The organism is Streptomyces sp. P5F9 (assembly GCF_057961495.1).
Window position 1 is genome coordinate 1 of sequence record NZ_JBXVPZ010000206.1, and the last position, 17016, is coordinate 17016.

General features: G+C 69.5%; 15 protein-coding genes and 1 pseudogene. 13 read left to right on the plus strand and 3 right to left on the minus strand.

Going from position 1 to position 17016, the window contains the following annotated elements:
* The 4 genes and pseudogenes from AC31A1_RS28475 to AC31A1_RS28490 all read left to right on the plus strand — a co-directional run.
* Window positions 1-785, plus strand: a pseudogene (locus AC31A1_RS28475) (ABC transporter ATP-binding protein); the annotation flags it as partial.
* A 162-nt stretch (window positions 786-947) separates the two neighbouring features.
* Window positions 948-1835 carry a FadR/GntR family transcriptional regulator gene (locus AC31A1_RS28480; RefSeq protein ID WP_489656065.1) on the plus strand — a complete coding sequence of 296 codons (888 nt, stop codon included), beginning with the start codon at window positions 948-950 and terminating at the stop codon, window positions 1833-1835.
* Window positions 1836-2198: 363 nt separating this feature from the next.
* Window positions 2199-3743 carry an RNA polymerase sigma factor gene (locus tag AC31A1_RS28485; RefSeq protein ID WP_366493370.1) on the plus strand — a complete coding sequence of 515 codons (1545 nt, stop codon included), beginning with the start codon at window positions 2199-2201 and terminating at the stop codon, window positions 3741-3743.
* Window positions 3744-3874: 131 nt separating this feature from the next.
* Entirely contained in the window at window positions 3875-4732 is an 858-nt protein-coding gene (locus AC31A1_RS28490) for a S1 family peptidase (protein ID WP_489656066.1), read from the plus strand.
* A gap of 117 nt (window positions 4733-4849) precedes the next feature.
* On the opposite strand, the gene AC31A1_RS28495 is transcribed toward AC31A1_RS28490, so the two are convergent.
* On the minus strand, window positions 4850-5083 hold the full coding sequence (locus AC31A1_RS28495; protein WP_019061015.1) for a DUF7455 domain-containing protein: 234 nt from the start codon (window positions 5081-5083) through the stop codon (window positions 4850-4852).
* A 443-nt stretch (window positions 5084-5526) separates the two neighbouring features.
* Between AC31A1_RS28495 and AC31A1_RS28500 the strand changes: the two genes are divergently transcribed.
* From AC31A1_RS28500 to AC31A1_RS28525, 6 genes are all read left to right on the plus strand, one after another.
* Window positions 5527-7647 carry a DNA gyrase/topoisomerase IV subunit B gene (locus AC31A1_RS28500; RefSeq protein WP_489656067.1) on the plus strand — a complete coding sequence of 707 codons (2121 nt, stop codon included), beginning with the start codon at window positions 5527-5529 and terminating at the stop codon, window positions 7645-7647.
* Window positions 7648-7953: 306 nt separating this feature from the next.
* Complete coding sequence (locus tag AC31A1_RS28505; RefSeq protein ID WP_489656068.1) at window positions 7954-8478, plus strand: DUF1453 domain-containing protein; 525 nt, start codon at window positions 7954-7956, stop codon at window positions 8476-8478.
* Window positions 8475-9626: a sensor histidine kinase gene (locus tag AC31A1_RS28510; protein WP_489656069.1), complete on the plus strand. Its 1152-nt coding sequence runs from the start codon at window positions 8475-8477 to the stop codon at window positions 9624-9626. The genes AC31A1_RS28505 and AC31A1_RS28510 overlap by 4 nt, the downstream gene beginning before the upstream one ends.
* A complete protein-coding gene (locus AC31A1_RS28515) occupies window positions 9623-10306 on the plus strand; it encodes a response regulator transcription factor (protein WP_489656070.1) in 684 nt (227 codons plus the stop codon). The genes AC31A1_RS28510 and AC31A1_RS28515 overlap by 4 nt, the downstream gene beginning before the upstream one ends.
* Before the next feature lie 69 nt (window positions 10307-10375).
* Window positions 10376-10936 carry a DUF485 domain-containing protein gene (locus AC31A1_RS28520; protein ID WP_489656071.1) on the plus strand — a complete coding sequence of 187 codons (561 nt, stop codon included), beginning with the start codon at window positions 10376-10378 and terminating at the stop codon, window positions 10934-10936.
* Window positions 10933-12525, plus strand: a complete 1593-nt coding sequence (locus AC31A1_RS28525; RefSeq protein ID WP_489656072.1) for a solute symporter family protein — start codon at window positions 10933-10935, stop codon at window positions 12523-12525. Before AC31A1_RS28520 ends, AC31A1_RS28525 begins: the two co-directional genes overlap by 4 nt.
* 48 nt (window positions 12526-12573) lie before the next feature.
* Here AC31A1_RS28525 and AC31A1_RS28530 read toward each other — a convergent pair whose 3' ends face one another.
* A complete protein-coding gene (locus tag AC31A1_RS28530) occupies window positions 12574-13266 on the minus strand; it encodes a response regulator (protein WP_489656073.1) in 693 nt (230 codons plus the stop codon).
* 159 nt (window positions 13267-13425) lie between these two features.
* Here AC31A1_RS28530 and AC31A1_RS28535 point away from each other — a divergent pair, with 159 nt between their 5' ends.
* The 3 genes from AC31A1_RS28535 to AC31A1_RS28545 all read left to right on the plus strand — a co-directional run bounded on the left by AC31A1_RS28535 (window position 13426) and on the right by AC31A1_RS28545 (window position 16247).
* On the plus strand, window positions 13426-14241 hold the full coding sequence (locus AC31A1_RS28535; RefSeq protein WP_489656074.1) for an ABC transporter ATP-binding protein: 816 nt from the start codon (window positions 13426-13428) through the stop codon (window positions 14239-14241).
* Window positions 14231-15109 carry an ABC transporter permease gene (locus AC31A1_RS28540; protein ID WP_489656075.1) on the plus strand — a complete coding sequence of 293 codons (879 nt, stop codon included), beginning with the start codon at window positions 14231-14233 and terminating at the stop codon, window positions 15107-15109. The genes AC31A1_RS28535 and AC31A1_RS28540 overlap by 11 nt, the downstream gene beginning before the upstream one ends.
* Before the next feature lie 76 nt (window positions 15110-15185).
* Complete coding sequence (locus tag AC31A1_RS28545; protein ID WP_489656076.1) at window positions 15186-16247, plus strand: ABC transporter substrate-binding protein; 1062 nt, start codon at window positions 15186-15188, stop codon at window positions 16245-16247.
* Window positions 16248-16318: 71 nt separating this feature from the next.
* Here the strand turns inward: AC31A1_RS28545 and AC31A1_RS28550 are convergent, their stop codons facing one another.
* The gene (locus AC31A1_RS28550) at window positions 16319-16999 is read right to left on the minus strand and encodes a response regulator (RefSeq protein ID WP_489656077.1); all 681 of its coding nucleotides are present in this window, start codon (window positions 16997-16999) and stop codon (window positions 16319-16321) included.
* Between the last annotated feature and the right edge of the window lie 17 nt (window positions 17000-17016).

Genomic DNA, 17016 nt, shown 5'->3' on the forward strand with positions numbered 1-17016 from the left:
TCTCCGTCCGCTCCGCCCCCAGCCCGCTGCGCCCGCTCCGCTACGAGCTGCGGCGGGCCGCCGGTGTCGGCACCGGGTTCCTGACCGGGGCCGCCGTGCTGGTCGTGTCCGCCCTCACCGCGCTGCTGTCGGCGCGCATCGGGCACACCCCGCAGCCGCGTCTGCTGGCCGCGTGGCCGCGGGAGTTGCCCCTGCCGCCCGCGGCGCTCGGTGCGGGGCTGCTCGGGGCGTTCGCGTTCGGTGACGAGTTCCGTCACCCCGCCCTGGCGGCGGATCGCGGCACCGTGCCCCGGCGGATGGGGCTGCTCGTCGCGAAGCTCCTCGTCTCCGCGGCCACCGCGCTGCTGCTGGCCTTCCTCACGGTGGGCTGCGACGCCGAAGTGCTCTATCTCGTCTACGGACGGGAGCTCGCGCAGGTTCCCGCCGACTGGCTTTCGATGGGCGCGAGTTGGATCGGCCTGGTCGTCGGCTGCGCATGGGCCGGCGTTCTGGCCGCCGGCATCTTCCGGTCCACCACGGCCGGGCTCGCCGCGGTGGTCGCCGTACCGATTCTCGTCGTACCCCTCGTGCACAAGGCGTTGGACGGGCCCGCCGTGCGGACCGCGGAAGGCTTCCCGATGAGGATGCGGAAGGTATTGCTGCTGCAGTGGCCCTTCGGGGGAGAGCGCTACCTGTCCGCGGCGGCGCGGGTGATCGCCCAACCCGTGGGCGGGGCACTGACGTTGTCGCTGACCGCACTGCTCTGCGCGTATCTGCTCACGACCCTGCGTAGCAGGGTCCGATGACGACCGTCCGCACCCTTCGGGTGCCGCTCTGCGCACAACTCCCCGCAGAAAGCCCATTTCTTTCCGATAAGGCGTCAATTGCGACGGGGTGAGCGATCACCCTTTCGTGTGCTTTTCACCAAAGACCTCAAGGGAGTTGGGGACAGCGCCGACAAAGGATCCGTGAGTACCCTTGCGCACACCATGATGACCGCCGCCCGCTCCGCAGACTCCGGCCTCGCCGGTTCGGGCGAACTCGACCGCTACCCCTATGCCGAGGCGCCCGTCACCGAGCGCCTCGGAGCCCCTTCCTGGGACGGTTCCGACCCCGAGCTGGGCCGCGTGGGCCGGCGTGCCGCGGGCAGCCGCGGACGCGGGCTGCACGGCCAACTCGTCCAGCAGCTGGGTCAGATGATCGTCTCCGGGGACCTGGGCGCCGACCGCCCGCTGGTGCCCGAGGAGATCGGCCAGCGTTTCGAGGTCTCCCGCACCGTCGTCCGCGAATCGCTCCGCGTCCTGGAGGCCAAGGGGCTGGTCAGTGCCCGCCCGAACGTCGGCACGCGCGTGCGTCCCGTCAGCGACTGGAACCTCCTCGACCCGGACATCATCGAATGGCGTGCCTTCGGCCCGCAGCGCGACAATCAGCGCCGTGAGCTGAGCGAGCTGCGCTGGACGATCGAGCCGCTCGCCGCGCGCCTCGCCGCCGGGCACGGGCGCGAGGACGTCCAGCAGCGCCTCTCCGACATGGTCGAGATCATGAGCCACGCGATGGGGCAGGGTGACGCGCTGACCTTCTCCCGCGCGGACGCCGAGTTCCACTCGCTGCTCATCCAGGTCGCGGGCAACCGGATGCTGGAGCACCTTTCCGGGATCGTCTCCTCCGCCCTCCAGGTCTCCGGCGGTCCGGTCACGGGCTGTGACCGCCCGACCGACGCCTCCCTGGGGCACCACGCCCGGATCGTCGACGCCCTCGCCGCCGGCGACGGTGGGGCGGCCGAGGCGGCCATGCGGCAGCTGCTCATCGTGCACCCCGAGGTGGAGCGCGTGGTGCCCGCCCCGCGCGAGCACTGACGCGCACGGGATGTCCGTGCGGTCGAGGTGTGCCGCGTTCTCGTGGCGGCGCGACGGGGTGCCGGATCTCCCTGAGGAGCGCCTGTCGCGGCTGCGGGTGACCTCCTCTGCCCGTGTCTGACCGTTTTTGAACGCTTACGGGGTGTGACTCGGGCCACGCAGATTGGGCGTAACGCTCGCGGGCACTGCGCGATGACCTAAGAGGTGACAGCCGCGGAAGGGAATACGGACGCCGTTCAAGGCGCTGTGATTCTTCCCGGCCCCAGCCCGCGCCGTCGGCCCATCCCCAAGTCGGCGGTCGTCGGCTCCTGTCCGTACCGGACGGGGCCGGAAGCCGTTTTCCATCGTTCCGAGAGGTTGTTCGTGTCGGCCAGCACATCCCGTACGCTCCCGCCGGAGATCGCCGAGTCCGTCTCTGTCATGGCGCTCATCGAGCGGGGAAAGGCTGAGGGGCAGATCGCCGGCGATGACGTGCGTCGGGCCTTCGAAGCTGACCAGATTCCGGCCACTCAGTGGAAGAACGTACTGCGCAGCCTCAATCAGATCCTTGAGGAAGAGGGTGTGACGCTGATGGTCAGTGCCGCGGAGCCCAAGCGCACCCGAAAGAGCGTCGCAGCGAAGAGTCCGGCCAAGCGCACCGCCACCAAGACGGTCGCAGCGAAGACGGTGACCGCCAAGAAGGCCACCGCCACCGCCACTCCGGCGGCACCCGTCGCCGACGCTCCCGTCGAAGACGACGCCGCGCAGAAGGTCGCTGCCAAGAAGACCGCGCCCGCCAAGAAGGCGGTCGCCAAGAAGGTCGCCGCCAAGAAGACGACCGCGGCGGCGGCCAAGAAGACCAGCGCCAAGAAGGACGACGCCGAGCTGGTCGACGAAGAGGCGACCGAGGAGACCCCGGGCAAGACCGGGGACGAGCCCGAGGGCGCCGAGAGCGCCGGGTTCGTGCTCTCCGACGAGGACGAGGACGACGCGCCCGCGCAGCAGGTCGCCGCCGCCGGTGCCACCGCCGACCCCGTCAAGGACTACCTCAAGCAGATCGGCAAGGTCCCCCTCCTCAACGCCGAGCAGGAGGTCGAGCTCGCCAAGCGCATCGAGGCCGGTCTGTTCGCCGAGGACAAGCTGGCCAACGCCGACAAGCTCGCCCCCAAGCTCAAGCGCGAGCTGGAGATCATCGCCGAGGACGGCCGCCGCGCCAAGAACCACCTCCTGGAGGCCAACCTCCGTCTGGTGGTCTCCCTGGCCAAGCGCTACACCGGCCGCGGCATGCTCTTCCTGGACCTCATCCAGGAGGGCAACCTCGGTCTGATCCGCGCGGTCGAGAAGTTCGACTACACCAAGGGCTACAAGTTCTCCACGTACGCCACCTGGTGGATCCGTCAGGCGATCACCCGCGCGATGGCCGACCAGGCCCGCACCATCCGTATCCCGGTGCACATGGTCGAGGTCATCAACAAGCTCGCGCGCGTGCAGCGCCAGATGCTCCAGGACCTGGGCCGCGAGCCCACCCCGGAGGAGCTGGCCAAGGAACTCGACATGACCCCGGAGAAGGTCATCGAGGTCCAGAAGTACGGCCGCGAGCCCATCTCCCTGCACACCCCCCTGGGTGAGGACGGCGACAGCGAGTTCGGTGACCTCATCGAGGACTCCGAAGCCGTCGTCCCGGCCGACGCGGTCAGCTTCACCCTTCTCCAGGAGCAGCTGCACTCCGTCCTGGACACCCTGTCCGAGCGCGAGGCCGGCGTGGTCTCGATGCGCTTCGGTCTCACCGACGGTCAGCCGAAGACCCTCGACGAGATCGGCAAGGTGTACGGGGTCACCCGTGAGCGCATCCGCCAGATCGAGTCCAAGACCATGTCGAAGCTGCGCCACCCGTCGCGTTCGCAGGTGCTGCGCGACTACCTCGACTAGGTCCTGGTCGTACGACACGGAAGGCCCGGTCTCCCCTCGGGGAGCCGGGCCTTCGTGTTGGCGCGGGTGCGGGGCGCGGTGCGCTGGATCACTCTGGGTCTTCAATGACCATCCCAGAGTGAGGAACGTGCATGCGTCGTCCCCTTGCCCGGGCGCTGACCCGGCCGCTGGTCCTGGCGGCCGCCGCGTCCGCCATACCGCTGGTCTCCGCGGCCCCCGTGGCCGCCGACAGCATCGTCGTCGGCGGGTTCCCGGTCGATGTCTCCGTGAGCCCCTGGACGGTGGCGCTGTCCAGTCGTGACCGGTTCGGGGGTACCCGGGCGGGGCAGTTCTGCGGTGGTGTGGCCGTGGGCCGGACCACCGTGCTGACCGCGGCCCACTGCATGGGCGACGACGTCCTGGGGGCGCCGCCGCACCGGGCGGCCGACCTCAAGGCCATCGCGGGCCGTACGGACCTGCTGTCGGGCCGGGGCCAGGAGATCGCCGTACGCGATGTGTGGGTCAATCCGGACTACGACCCCGGCAGCAATGCCGGCGACTTCGCCGTGCTCACCCTCACCGATCCGCTGCCCCAGAGGTCGGTCATCACGATGGCGGCCGCGGGCGACACGGCCTACCGGGCGGGCGCGGCAGCCACGGTCTACGGCTGGGGCGACCTCACCGGCAGCGGCGACTACGCGGGGAGCCTGCACGCGGCGCGCCTGCGCGTGCTGTCCGACGCGCGCTGCGAGGAGGCCTATCCGGCCGGTGCCGACGGCACCTACCTCCCGGAGTCCATGCTGTGCGCCGGAGAGACTCAGGGAGGCCGTGACGCCTGTCAGGGGGACAGTGGGGGGCCGCTGGTCGCGCAGGGGCGGCTGATCGGGCTCGTGTCGTGGGGCAGCGGGTGCGGGCGGGCAGGGAGCCCTGGCGTCTACACCAGGGTGTCGGACGTCCTGCGGACACTCGGCCGCCACCGCGGCTCGCCAGGGCCGCACAAGGGCGCCTGACGGCGCCTGAGAGGCGTCTACGGGCAGAAAAGACGGGCGGCCCCGCTCCTGTGGTTCAGGAGCGGGGCCGCCCGTCGCCGGCCTGGGCCGGTGCTGGCTCGTCGTGGACGCGATGTGTCAGCGGTCTTCTTCAGGAACGCTTGCTGCTGGAGCGGAGGTCAGTCGCTCCGACTCGTCCTGTATCTCAGCGGCGATCTTCTTGAGTTCCGGCTCGAACTTGCGGCCGTGGTGGGCGCAGAAGAGCAGTTCTCCGCCGCTCAGCAGGACGACGCGCAGGTATGCCTGGGCGCCGCAGCGGTCGCAGCGATCGGCGGCCGTCAGTGGGCTCGCGGGGGTCAGAACAGTAGTCACGTCGCCTCTTCTCTAGCTCGACGAGCTGTCGTACCAGGGTCAACATCCAACCAGGCCGAAAACGTTCCCGCTCGTGGCCTTTTCTCGAAAAATTCTTCCGGGGCGGCTGTCTGCTGCCGGTTGGCGGCGAATGTGCCGTATTGCGTGTCTATGTGTCTGTACGGGTTCGCGCTGTGGGGTCGGGGTCGGGTCCACCCGGCTGGATTGCCGGTTGTTCATGAGGACGTGCCCGGAGCCTAAATGGTTCATGCCCCGAAGGGAACGTGATATGTACTTCACTCCATCGAGGGATCGAACAGGTATACGACCCTGGACTAGTGTGAGGAGGAGACGAGGGTGGCGTTACAACGGCTCTACCAGGCCTCGGTACCCTCTGAGCGGCAACCGAAGCCGGGCCCTTACCCAAAAGGGCCTCATCTGAAATTCAGCGAGGAGCGAACCGCGTGACCGCCGAAACGTCCGTGCCGTCGACAGCGCTGCTGGCAGGAGCAGACCGGGACGGTTCCAACTACACCGCGCGGCACCTGCTCGTCCTTGAGGGGCTAGAGGCCGTACGCAAGCGCCCGGGTATGTACATCGGGTCCACCGACAGTCGTGGCCTGATGCACTGTCTGTGGGAGATCATCGACAACTCCGTGGACGAGGCCCTCGGGGGCTACTGCGACCACATCGAGGTGATCCTGCACGACGACGCCTCGGTGGAGGTCCGGGACAACGGCCGGGGCATCCCGGTCGACGTCGAGCCCAAGACCGGCCTCTCCGGTGTCGAGGTCGTCATGACCAAGCTGCACGCCGGCGGCAAGTTCGGCGGCGGCTCGTACGCCGCCTCCGGCGGTCTGCACGGCGTGGGCGCCTCCGTGGTGAACGCCCTGTCCGCGCGGCTGGACGTCGAGGTGGACCGCAGCGGCAACACCCACGCCATCAGCTTCCGGCGCGGTGTGCCGGGCTCCTTCACGACCGCAGGCCCGGACGCCACGTTCGAGCCCGGTGGCCTGCGCAAGACCAAGCGGATTCCCAAGACCCGCACCGGCACGCGCGTGCGCTACTGGGCCGACCGCCAGATCTTCCTCAAGGACGCCAAGCTCTCTCTGGAGGGCCTGCACCAGCGGGCCCGGCAGACCGCGTTCCTGGTGCCCGGGCTGACCATCGTCGTCCGCGACGAGTACGGCCTCGGCGAGGGCGGCAGCAAGGGGGAGGAGTCCTTCCGCTTCGACGGCGGCATCAGCGAGTTCTGCGAGTACCTGGCGAGCGACAAGCCGGTCTGCGACGTACTGCGCCTGTCGGGCCAGGGCACCTTCAAGGAGACGGTGCCCGTCCTGGACGACCACGGCCAGATGACGCCCACCGAGGTCACCCGCGAACTCGGCGTCGACATCGCGATGCGCTGGGGGACCGGTTACGACACGACGCTCAGGTCGTACGTGAACATCATCGCCACCCCCAAGGGCGGGACCCACGTAGCCGGCTTCGAGCAGGCCGTCGTCAAGACGATGAACGAGGTGGCGCGCGCCAAGAAGCTGCTGCGTGTCGCCGAGGACGACGTCGTCAAGGACGATGCCCTGGAGGGCCTCACCGCGGTCGTCACCGTCCGGCTCGCCGAACCGCAGTTCGAGGGCCAGACCAAGGAGGTGCTCGGTACGTCGGCGGCCCGCCGGATCGTCGCCAACGTGGTCGCCAAGGAGCTCAAGGACTTCCTGACCTCGACGAAGCGTGACGCGGCGGCCCAGGCTCGCGTGGTCATGGAGAAGGCCGTCGCCGCCGCACGCACGCGTATCGCGGCCCGGCAGCACAAGGACGCGCAGCGCCGCAAGACGGCCCTGGAGTCCTCCTCGCTGCCCGCCAAGCTCGCCGACTGCCGCAGCGACGACGTCGAGCGCAGCGAGCTGTTCATCGTCGAGGGAGACTCCGCGCTCGGTACGGCCAAGCTCGCCCGGAACTCGGAGTTCCAGGCGCTGCTGCCGATCCGCGGCAAGATCCTCAACGTCCAGAAGTCGTCCGTCACCGACATGCTTAAGAACGTCGAATGCGGGGCGATCATCCAGGTCATAGGAGCGGGGTCGGGCCGTACCTTCGACATCGACGCGGCCCGCTACGGCAAGATCATCATGATGACCGACGCCGATGTGGACGGCTCCCACATCCGGTGTCTGCTCCTGACCCTGTTCCAGCGCTATATGCGGCCCATGGTCGAGGCCGGCCGGGTGTTCGCCGCGGTGCCGCCGCTGCACCGTATCGAACTCGTCCAGCCCAAGAAGGGCCAGGACAAGTACGTCTACACGTACTCGGACCGTGAGCTGCGCGAGAAGATGCTGGAGTTCCAGAGCAAGGGCGTCCGGTTCAAGGACTCCATCCAGCGCTACAAGGGTCTCGGTGAGATGGACGCCGACCAGCTGGCCGAGACGACGATGGACCCCCGCCACCGCACCCTGCGCCGGATCAACCTCTCCGACCTGGACGCGGCCGAGCAGGTCTTCGATCTGCTCATGGGCAACGACGTGGCTCCGCGCAAGGAGTTCATCTCCAGCTCGGCCGCGACGCTGGACCGGTCGCGGATCGACGCCTGACCGACGTACCGGGCCCGGGTTCGACCTGGGCCCGGACTCGGGTCCCACACTGGCCCGGGCCGCGGCTCGGAGGCTTGCGTCCGGGCCCGGCGCGATCACTCCGTTCCCGACACGGACCCCCTGTCGCCCCGCCTCGCCTCGGCGCGGCGCCTCCGGTCGACTCCACCCGTGGGTGGAGGCTGAGGCGTTTCGGGGATCCACCCACGATCCACCCTGGCGCCGATCTGCCGATCTGCGGATTTCCGTAGCGTCGAAGGCGTCGGCAGCGCTCGCCGCCGGCATCCTCTTCCGCTCACGGAGTCTCTGATGTCCGGGCTGGTCAACGCGTTGGTGATCGTGGCCGTCGTCGCGGTGGTGATCGTGCGGCAGTTCCGCGCCCGTCGGATCGACACCGACCGGCGCTGGTGGCTCCTCCCCGTGATCCTCGCCGTCGTGGCGCTGCGCGACCCCGGCATACTCGACGCCCACCACCACACCGAGTCGGCCCTTCTGCTCGCCGTCGAGCTGGTCATCGGGCTGGCCACCGGAGCCGGCTGGGCCTGGACCACGCGTCTGTGGGTGGAGACGGACGGTTCCGTGTGGAGCAAGAGCACCAAGGCGAGCGGGGGCGCCTGGATCGTCGGCATAGCCCTGCGCGTCGGCCTCGTCGCCCTGGGCGCGGTCGTGGGTGTGCACCAGAACAGCTCGGCCCTGATGCTCGGCCTCGCGGCGACCCTGCTGGTCCGCTCCGGGGTCCTGGCCTGGCGGGCCCAGTCCTCCACCGGGTCGGCCGGGTCGGCCCCGGCGTACGGTTTCGGAATGGCGCGGCCCGCCCGGAAGGAGCGCGTGTGACGGAGAACGCCTGGACGCGCTGGCCCTCTCGGGAGGCGCTGGGCCGAGAGGGAGTCTCACGGCCCCGGCGGGTGCTCGCCTGGGCCGTCCGGCTGCTGGTGATCGGCGTGCTCCTGGGGGGCGCGCTCACCGGAAGTCACGTCCACGGCTGGGCCCTGGCCGGAGGCGCGGCCGGGATCCTGGTGTCCGCGGCCCTCGGCTGGGCCTTCTGGCGCACCACCCTCGCCCACAGGCTCTGGCCGTCGGTGGGACTCATCGCCCTGCTTCTCGGGACCGCGATCGCGGGACAGGCCGTCGGGTTCACGGTTCCGGCCCTCGTCATCTGGTGCGGTTGTGCGGTCAGTTCGCTGGAGCGGCTGCCCATCGCGGTCGCCGTGCCGGTGACCTCGGCGTCCCTCGCGATCTTCGCCGCGGTCAACAACGACGTATGGCTGACCACCGCGGTCACGACGGCCGGGCTGGCCCTCGCCGGATACACGCTCCGCCTCGACGCCGAGGCCCGGGGCAGCGCGCAGCGGCTGCTCACCCAGGAACGAATGGCGCGCACCGCCGAGGCGGAGTCCGCCGCTCTGGCGGAACGGGCCCGTATCGCCCGGGAGATCCACGACGTGCTGGCCCACAGCCTCTCCGCCCAGCTCGTGCACCTGGAGGCGGCCAGGCTGCTGATCGAGCGGGGCGCCGACCGGGAGACGATCCTGGAACGGGTCGTGGCAGCCCGGGGAATGGCCCGCGACGGCCTTGTGGAGACCCGGCAGGCCCTGTCCGCGCTGCGGGGCGAGATGAGCCCGCTGGAGGACTTCCTGTCCGAGATCGTCGGTACGACGGGCCGTGCCGAGGTCACCGTTACGGGTGACCGGAGACAGCTGCCCGCCGAGGCCTCGCAGGCCGTGCGCCGGGTCGCCCAGGAGGCCCTGACGAACGTCCGCAAGCATGCCCCGGGCGCCAAGGTGCTGCTCACGCTGGACTACGGCGAGCACGAAGTGACCCTGGACGTACGCGACTCGGGCGGCTCGCCGGGCGAACTCACCGGGGCAGGAGGTGGATACGGTCTGCTGGGCATGCGGGAACGCGCCGAGCTGCTGGGCGGTTCCCTGCGGGCCGGGCCGGACGAGGAGGGATTCGTGGTGACGCTGAAGGTGCCTGCATGACGGATGAGGCCGTGAGGAGACCCGCGCGGGTCGTGGTCGCCGACGACCAGACCGTCGTACGGGAAGGCATCGTGATGCTGCTGGGGCTGCTGCCCGGGATCGAGGTCGTCGGTGCCGCCGCCGACGGGGACGAGGCGGTGCGGCTCGTCGCCGAACTCGCCCCGGACGTCGTCCTGATGGACCTGCGCATGCCACGCTGCGACGGAGTCGAGGCCACCCGCCGCATCCGTGCGGAGCATCCCAGGACGCAGGTCGTGGTGCTCACGACGTTCGCGGACGACGCGTCGCTGTTCCCGGCACTGCGCGCCGGGGCACGTGGCTACCTCACCAAGGACGCGGGCGGCGACGAGATCGTACGGGCCGTGGAGAGCGTGCTGTCGGGGGACGCGGGGCTGTCGCCGAGCATCCAACGGCGGTTGCTGGAGCGCCTGTCGGAGCCCGAGCCGCAGCCGTCGGAGCCCGCGGAGCCGCCGGACGGGCTCACCGCGCGGGAGACCGAGGTGCTGCTCCTGATCGCCGAGGGCCTGACCAACCAGGAGATCGCCCGCACGCTGCATGTCTCCACGGCGACCGTGAAGACCCACATCAACAACCTGTTCGCCAAGACGGGGCTCAAGGACCGTGCGCAGGCGGTGCGTTACGCCTACGGCAAGGGACTGGTGCGGCCACCAGCGGGTTGAGTCACCTGATGGGGTGAAGACAGCGGAGAAGAAGAGTCGGGGATCTTCCCGTTCTGTCCATCCTTGGGCATGCAGTCAAGCAACGGTCGTCCCCGCGGTGGCGGGAGTGGTCACGAGAGTCCGGCCGAGAACCACGAAGGTCATGACCCGACCCCCGCCGAGGCAACCGGAAAGGTGAGGTACCACGACCCTTGGTACGACGCACTCGCGTCCGGCTGGGGTGAGATGGACGGCACGGCCGGGCCCGCGCGCGCAGTGCCCGCCGCGCGCCGGGAGGACGCGGACCACGCCGTCCGTGCGGGCGATGTGTATCTGGAGGTGCAGCGCAGCGCGGCCTTCCAGGAGGTGCGCGGCCGGTATCTGCGGTTCGTGGTGCCGGCCACCGTCGTCTTCTTCACCTGGTACGTGGCCTATGTGGTGACGGCGACCACGGCACCCGGATTCATGGCCCGGCCGGTGGCCGGCGCGGTGAACGTGGGGATGGTCGCGGGACTGGGGCAGTTCCTCACCACCTTCCTGCTCACCTGGGCCTACGCCCGGCACGCGCGGCTGCGCAGGGACCGGGCCGCGCTCGAACTGCGCTGGGACACACAGGAACTGACACGAGGCATCCGAGGCGGTACGTCGTGACCGGGAACCATCAGACGCTGGCGCTGCTGCTGTTCAGCGTGTTCATCGCGGTCACCCTCGGGATCACCACCTGGGTGAGCCGCAACCGGCACGGTTCGGAGGAGGAGTTCTACGCGGGCGGGCGTCTCTTCTCCCCGATGGAGAATGGTTTTGCCATCTCGGGTGATTATCTGTCCGCGGCCTCGTTCCTCGGGGTCACCGGGCTCATCGCGCTGTTCGGCTACGACGGTCTGCTGTACGTGGTGGGCTTCTTCGTCGCCTGGCTCATGGTGCTGTTCCTCGTCGCCGAACTGGTGCGCAACTGCGGGCGGTTCACGCTCGCCGACGTGGTCGCCGCCCGGATGAGCGAGCGGCCGGTACGGATCGCGGCGGGAACTTCCTCGGTCACCGTGTCCGTTCTCTACCTGGTGGCGCAGATGGTGGGCGCGGGCAGCCTGGTCTCGCTGCTGCTGGGCGGGACGAGTCCGGCCGCGCGGGCCTGGACCGTCATCGGTGTCGGGGCGCTCATGGTGATCTATGTGTCGATGGGAGGGATGCGGGCCACCACCTGGATCCAGATCGTCAAGGCGGTCCTGATGATGAGCGGCACCATCGCGCTGACGGTGCTGACCCTGGTGCGCTTTCACGGGAACCTGAACCATCTGCTGCTCACGGCCGCCGCGCGCAGCGGTCACGGCGCGGCCTTCCTGGCGCCGGGGCTCAAGTACGGCGGGGACTGGACCGCGCGGTTCGACTTCATCAGCCTGGGCCTCGCGCTGGTGCTGGGCACGGCCGGACTGCCGCACATCCTGTCCCGCTTCTACACCGTGCCGACCGCACGGGCCGCACGCCGTTCGGTGGTGTGGTCGATCGGGCTCATCGGCGCGTTCTACCTGATGACGATCATCCTTGGCTTCGCCGCCGCGGCGGTCGTGGGACCGGACACCCTCCGGAAGTCGAACGAGGCCGGGAATACGGCGGTCCCGCTGCTGGCCCTCGACCTCGGCGGAGGCGCCGATTCCACCGGAGGGACCGTCCTGTTCGCGATCGTCGCGGCCGTGGCCTTCGCCACGATCCTCGCGGTGGTGGCCGGGATCACCCTGGCCTCCTCGGCATCCGTGGCGCACGACCTGTACGCGTCGCTGCGGCGCCCGAACGCCAAGCCGCGCAGTGAGGTGGCCGTGGCGCGGGTCGCCGCCGTCGGCATCGGTGTCGCGGCGATCGGGCTCGGCCTCATCGCGAGGAACCTCAACGTCGCCTTCCTGGTGGGCCTCGCCTTCGCCGTCGCCGCCTCCGCGAACCTCCCGGTGCTGCTCTACTCGCTGTTCTGGCGCGGCTTCACGACCCGCGGCGCCGTTTGGGCCGTATACGGCGGACTGATCCCCGCGCTCGCGCTCGTGCTGCTGTCGCCGGTCGTGTCGGGCAGCCCCGCATCGCTGTTCCCGGGCGTCGACTTCCAGTTCTTCCCGCTGCAGAACCCCGGCCTCGTCTCGATCCCGCTCGGCTTCCTGGCCGGCTGGCTCGGCACGGTCACCTCGACGGAGGCCCCGGACGAGGCCAAGCACGCGGAGACCGAGGTACGGGCACTGACGGGGGCGGGGGCCGTCTAGCGGAGGCCTGTGTGCCGTAGCCACGCCTGTTGTGCGGCTGCCGCGTGGCTACGGCGCCACCCAGGCGTAGCGGTGTTCCGGGCGGCCCGTGTCGCCGTACTTGAGGGAGAGGCGGAGGCGGCCGGCCTGTTCCAGGTGGCGGAGGTAACGCTGGGCCGTGGAGCGGCTCAGGCCGGTCTCGGCGGCGACCTCGTGGGCCGAGAGCGGGTGGCCGGCGCTGTGCAGGACGCCGCAGATCAGGTCGGTGGTCGGTTCCGAGTGGCCACTGGGCAGGCCGGGGGAGGCCGGCACGGTGGTCGTGCGCAGGGCGCCGAAGATGCGGTCGACCTGTTCCTGGCCGGCGATGCCGCGGCCGCCGACGCGGTCGACGGTGCGGCGCAGGGCGGCGTACGAGTCGAGGCGGGTGCGCAGCGCGGCGAAGGTGAACGGCTTGACCAGGTAGTGCAGGGCGCCCAGGCGCATCGCCCGCTGCACGGTCGTCACATCACTGGCCGCCGTGATCATGATGACGTCGGTCGTGTGGCCCTGTTGCCGCATGCGGTGGACGAGTTCGAGACCCGTCTGGTCGGGCAGATAGTGGTCGAGCAGGACCAGATCGATGGCCCCGCGTTCCACGGTGGCCAGCGCCTGGGCGGCGCTGTGCGCGCGGGCGGCGACCCGGAAGCCGGGAACCTTTCCCACGTATTTGGCGTTGATCTCGGCGACGCGGAAGTCGTCGTCCACGACCATGACGTCAATCATTGGGCCTCTTTCCTCAAGGCCAGGCGAGCGTTAAGCCCGTGTTTCGGCTCCGCAGTTGTAGCGCGAGCAAAACGAGCACAACAGGCTCTTGCGAGCAAAAGAACGGCTTGCGCCCAGAAGACTGCTGCCGTGGTCCGCGCCACATCTACGGTCCCGGCCATGAGCGCAGACACCAGCCCCGCCATCGAGCTGCGGGGCGCGAGCAAGACCTTCAGGACCCCGTCGGGGGGTCTGCACACGGCCGTCAAGGGGCTTGATCTCACCGTCGGACGTGGCGAGTTCGTGGCGGTCGTCGGGCCCACCGGCTGCGGTAAGTCGACCACGCTGACCCTCGTCAGCGGGCTGGAAGAACCCTCCGAGGGCGATGTGCTGGTGGCCGGTGAGCCGGTCTCCGGCGTCGGCGACAAGGTCGGCTTCGTCTTCCAGCAGGACGCCACCTTCCCCTGGCGCACGGTGCTGTCCAACGTCATGGCGGGCCCGCGCTTCCGCGGCGTACCGAAGGCGGAGGCCAAGGCGAAGGCGCGTGAGTGGCTGGCCCGGGTCGGGCTCTCCGCCTTCGAGGACCGCTATCCGCACCAGCTCTCCGGCGGTATGCGCAAGCGCGTCGCGCTCGCCGCGACCTTCGTCAACGACCCCGAGATCCTGCTGATGGACGAGCCGTTCTCGGCGCTCGACGTGCAGACCAGGGCCCTGATGTCGGACGAGCTCCTGGAGCTGTGGGAGGGCACCGGCGCCTCGGTCGTCTTTGTCACCCACGACCTGGAGGAGTCCATCGCGCTGGCCGACAAGGTCGTCGTGATGACCGCCGGGCCCGCCACCGTGAAGCAGGTCTTCGACATCGACCTGCCGCGGCCCCGCAAGGTCGAATCCGTGCGCCTGGAGCCGAGGTTCATCGAGATCTACCGCGAGATCTGGGAGTCGCTCGGCGAAGAGGTCCGCATCACGCGCGAGAGGGGTGTGGCCAATGTCGCCTGACGTCATGCCCGAGGACAAGGTCGTACCGTCCGTGACCGAGCCCGGCACCAAGACGGACCGCGCCCATTCACGCGCGCGTGCGGCCCGTAAACGCAGAGTCGGCGTTGGGGCGGCCCGTGTGCTGCTCCTGGTCGCCGTTCTCGGCCTGTGGGAGTGGCTTTCCCGGGCCAAGGTCATCGATCCGTTCAACTTTTCGATGCCCTCGAAGATCTGGGACCAGATCTACACCTGGGTGATGCACGGGACCGCGCTCGGGTCCCTGGGCGAGCAGATCTGGGCCACGCTGCAGGAAGCGCTGCTCGGCTGGGTGATCGGTGTGATCGCCGGTGTCGTGTTCGGCATCGCGCTGGGGCGGATCACCTTGCTCGCCGACATCCTTGGTCCATACATCAAGGTGCTCAACTCCATACCGAGGATCGTCCTCGCACCCATCTTCGTGATCTGGTTCGGACTCGGACCGTCCTCCAAGGTCGCCTCGGCCGTGGTGCTCGTCTTCTTCCCGGTGTTCTTCAACGCCTTCCAGGGCGCTCGCGAGGTCGACCGCAACCTGGTCGCCAACGCCCGCATCCTCGGCGCCAGCGACCGCAGGGTGACCCTCCAGGTGGTCATCCCGTCCGCCACCTCCTGGATCTTCACCAGCCTCCACGTCAGCTTCGGCTTCGCCCTCATCGGCGCGATCGTCGGCGAGTACATCGGCGCCACCAAGGGCATCGGCCTGCTCGTCGCACAGTCCCAGGGCACCTTCAACGCGGCCGGTGTGTACGCCGCGATGGTGATCCTCGCGGTCGTCGCCCTCGTCGCCGAGGGGCTTCTCACCTTCGCCGAGAACCGCATCTTCCGCTGGAAGCCGTCGGGCTCCGACAGCTGAACGGCCCCTCGCCGCAGCCCCGTTGAAGAGCCCCCCTTCCTCCCCGCACCACACCCTCACAAGGACGTGAACCGCCATGCGCAAGACCGCCAGATATGCCGCCCTGGCCGCCTCGGGCCTGCTCGCCCTCTCCTCGCTCACCGCCTGCGCCAACGACGCGGCCAGCACCGCCTCCACCGGCTCCGGCGGCAAGGGTGACGGCAAGGGCGAGAAGGTCAAGATCATGGTCGGTGGCCTGGACAAGGTCATCTACCTGCCAGCGATGCTCACCCAGCGACTCGGCTACTTCGACGCCGAGGGCCTCGACGTGGAGCTGCTGAGCGAACCGGCCGGCGTCCAGGCCGAGACCGCGCTCGTCTCCGGGCAGGTCCAGGGAGCCGTCGGCTTCTACGACCACACGCTCGACCTGCAGGTCAAGGGCAAGTCGGTCGAGTCCGTGGTGCAGTTCTCGCAGGCGCCCGGCGAGGTGGAGGTCGTCTCCACCAAGGCGGAGGGGAAGGTCAAGTCGGCCAAGGACTTCAAGGGCAAGAAGCTCGGTGTGACCGGCCTCGGCTCCTCCACCGACTTCCTCACCAAGTACCTCGCCGTCAAGAACGGCGTCAATGTCAGCGAGTTCACCCCGGTCGCCGTGGGCGCGGGACCGACCTTCGTCGCGGCGCTCCAACAGGGCTCCATAGACGCCGGGATGACGACCGACCCGACCGTCGCCACGATCCTCGACAAGAAGGCCGGCAAGATCCTCGTCGACATGCGGACGCCCGCCGGCTCTCAGGCGGCGCTCGGTGGCCCGTACCCCTCGTCAAGTCTGTACATGCAGACGGACTGGGTGAACAGCCACAAGGCCACTGTGCAGAAGATGGTCAATGCATTCGTCAAGACGCTCAAGTGGATGTCCACCCACAGCGCGACCGCGATCGCCGACAAGATGCCCGCCGACTACTCCCAGGGCAACAAGTTCCTCTACGCCACCGCGATCAAGAGCACGCTGCCGATGTTCACCAAGGACGGCGTGATGCCGGCGAACGGCCCGGAGACCGTCGAGAAGGTACTCAAGGCGTTCAACCCGACCATCAAGAACGCCGATGTGGACCTCGACAAGACGTACACGACCGAGTTCGTGAAGAACGCGACAGGCTGATGGCCGCGCGGTCGGCATCCGTATAGGAGGAAGGGGTACGGCCCCTTCCCCCGCCCCCACCGGCCGTGCCCTCAGGCGCGGGTCGCCCACACGTAACGGTGTTCCGGGCGGCCCGCGTCGCCGTATTTGAGCGTCAGCCTGGCCCGTCCGGTGCGCTCCAGGAGCTTCAGATAGCGCTGGGCGGTCTGCCGGCTCACCCCGGTGCGGTCGGCGATCTCCTGGGCGGACAGGGGGCCTTGGGCGTTCATCAGGGACCGGCGGACGAGTTCCGCCGTGGTGGGGGAGTGCCCTTTGGGCAGCCCGGGCTCCGAGGGTGCGGACAGGGCGCCGAAGATGCGGTCCACCTCGGCCTGTTCGGCCTCGCCGCCGCCGTCGAGCGTGCGGCGCAGGTCCGCGTACGCCTCCAGCTTGGCCCGCAGGCCCGCGAACGCGAACGGCTTGACCAGGTACTGCAGCGCGCCCTGCCGCATCGCCGCCTGGACTGTCGTCACGTCCCGGGCCGCCGTCACCATGATCACGTCCGTCTGGTGGCCGCGTCGGCGCATCTCCTGGACGACCGCCAGACCCGTCTCGTCGGGCAGGTAGTGGTCCAGGAGGACCAGGTCGAGGCGGGGCAACGTCTCCAACTGGCGCAAGGCCTCAGCCGCGCTGTGAGCCTCGCCGGCCACGTGGAAGCCCGGCACCTTCTCCACGTAGGCCGCGTTGACCTGTGCGACCCGGGTGTCGTCGTCCACGACCAGGACCTCGATCATCGCGACTCCTCCTCGGC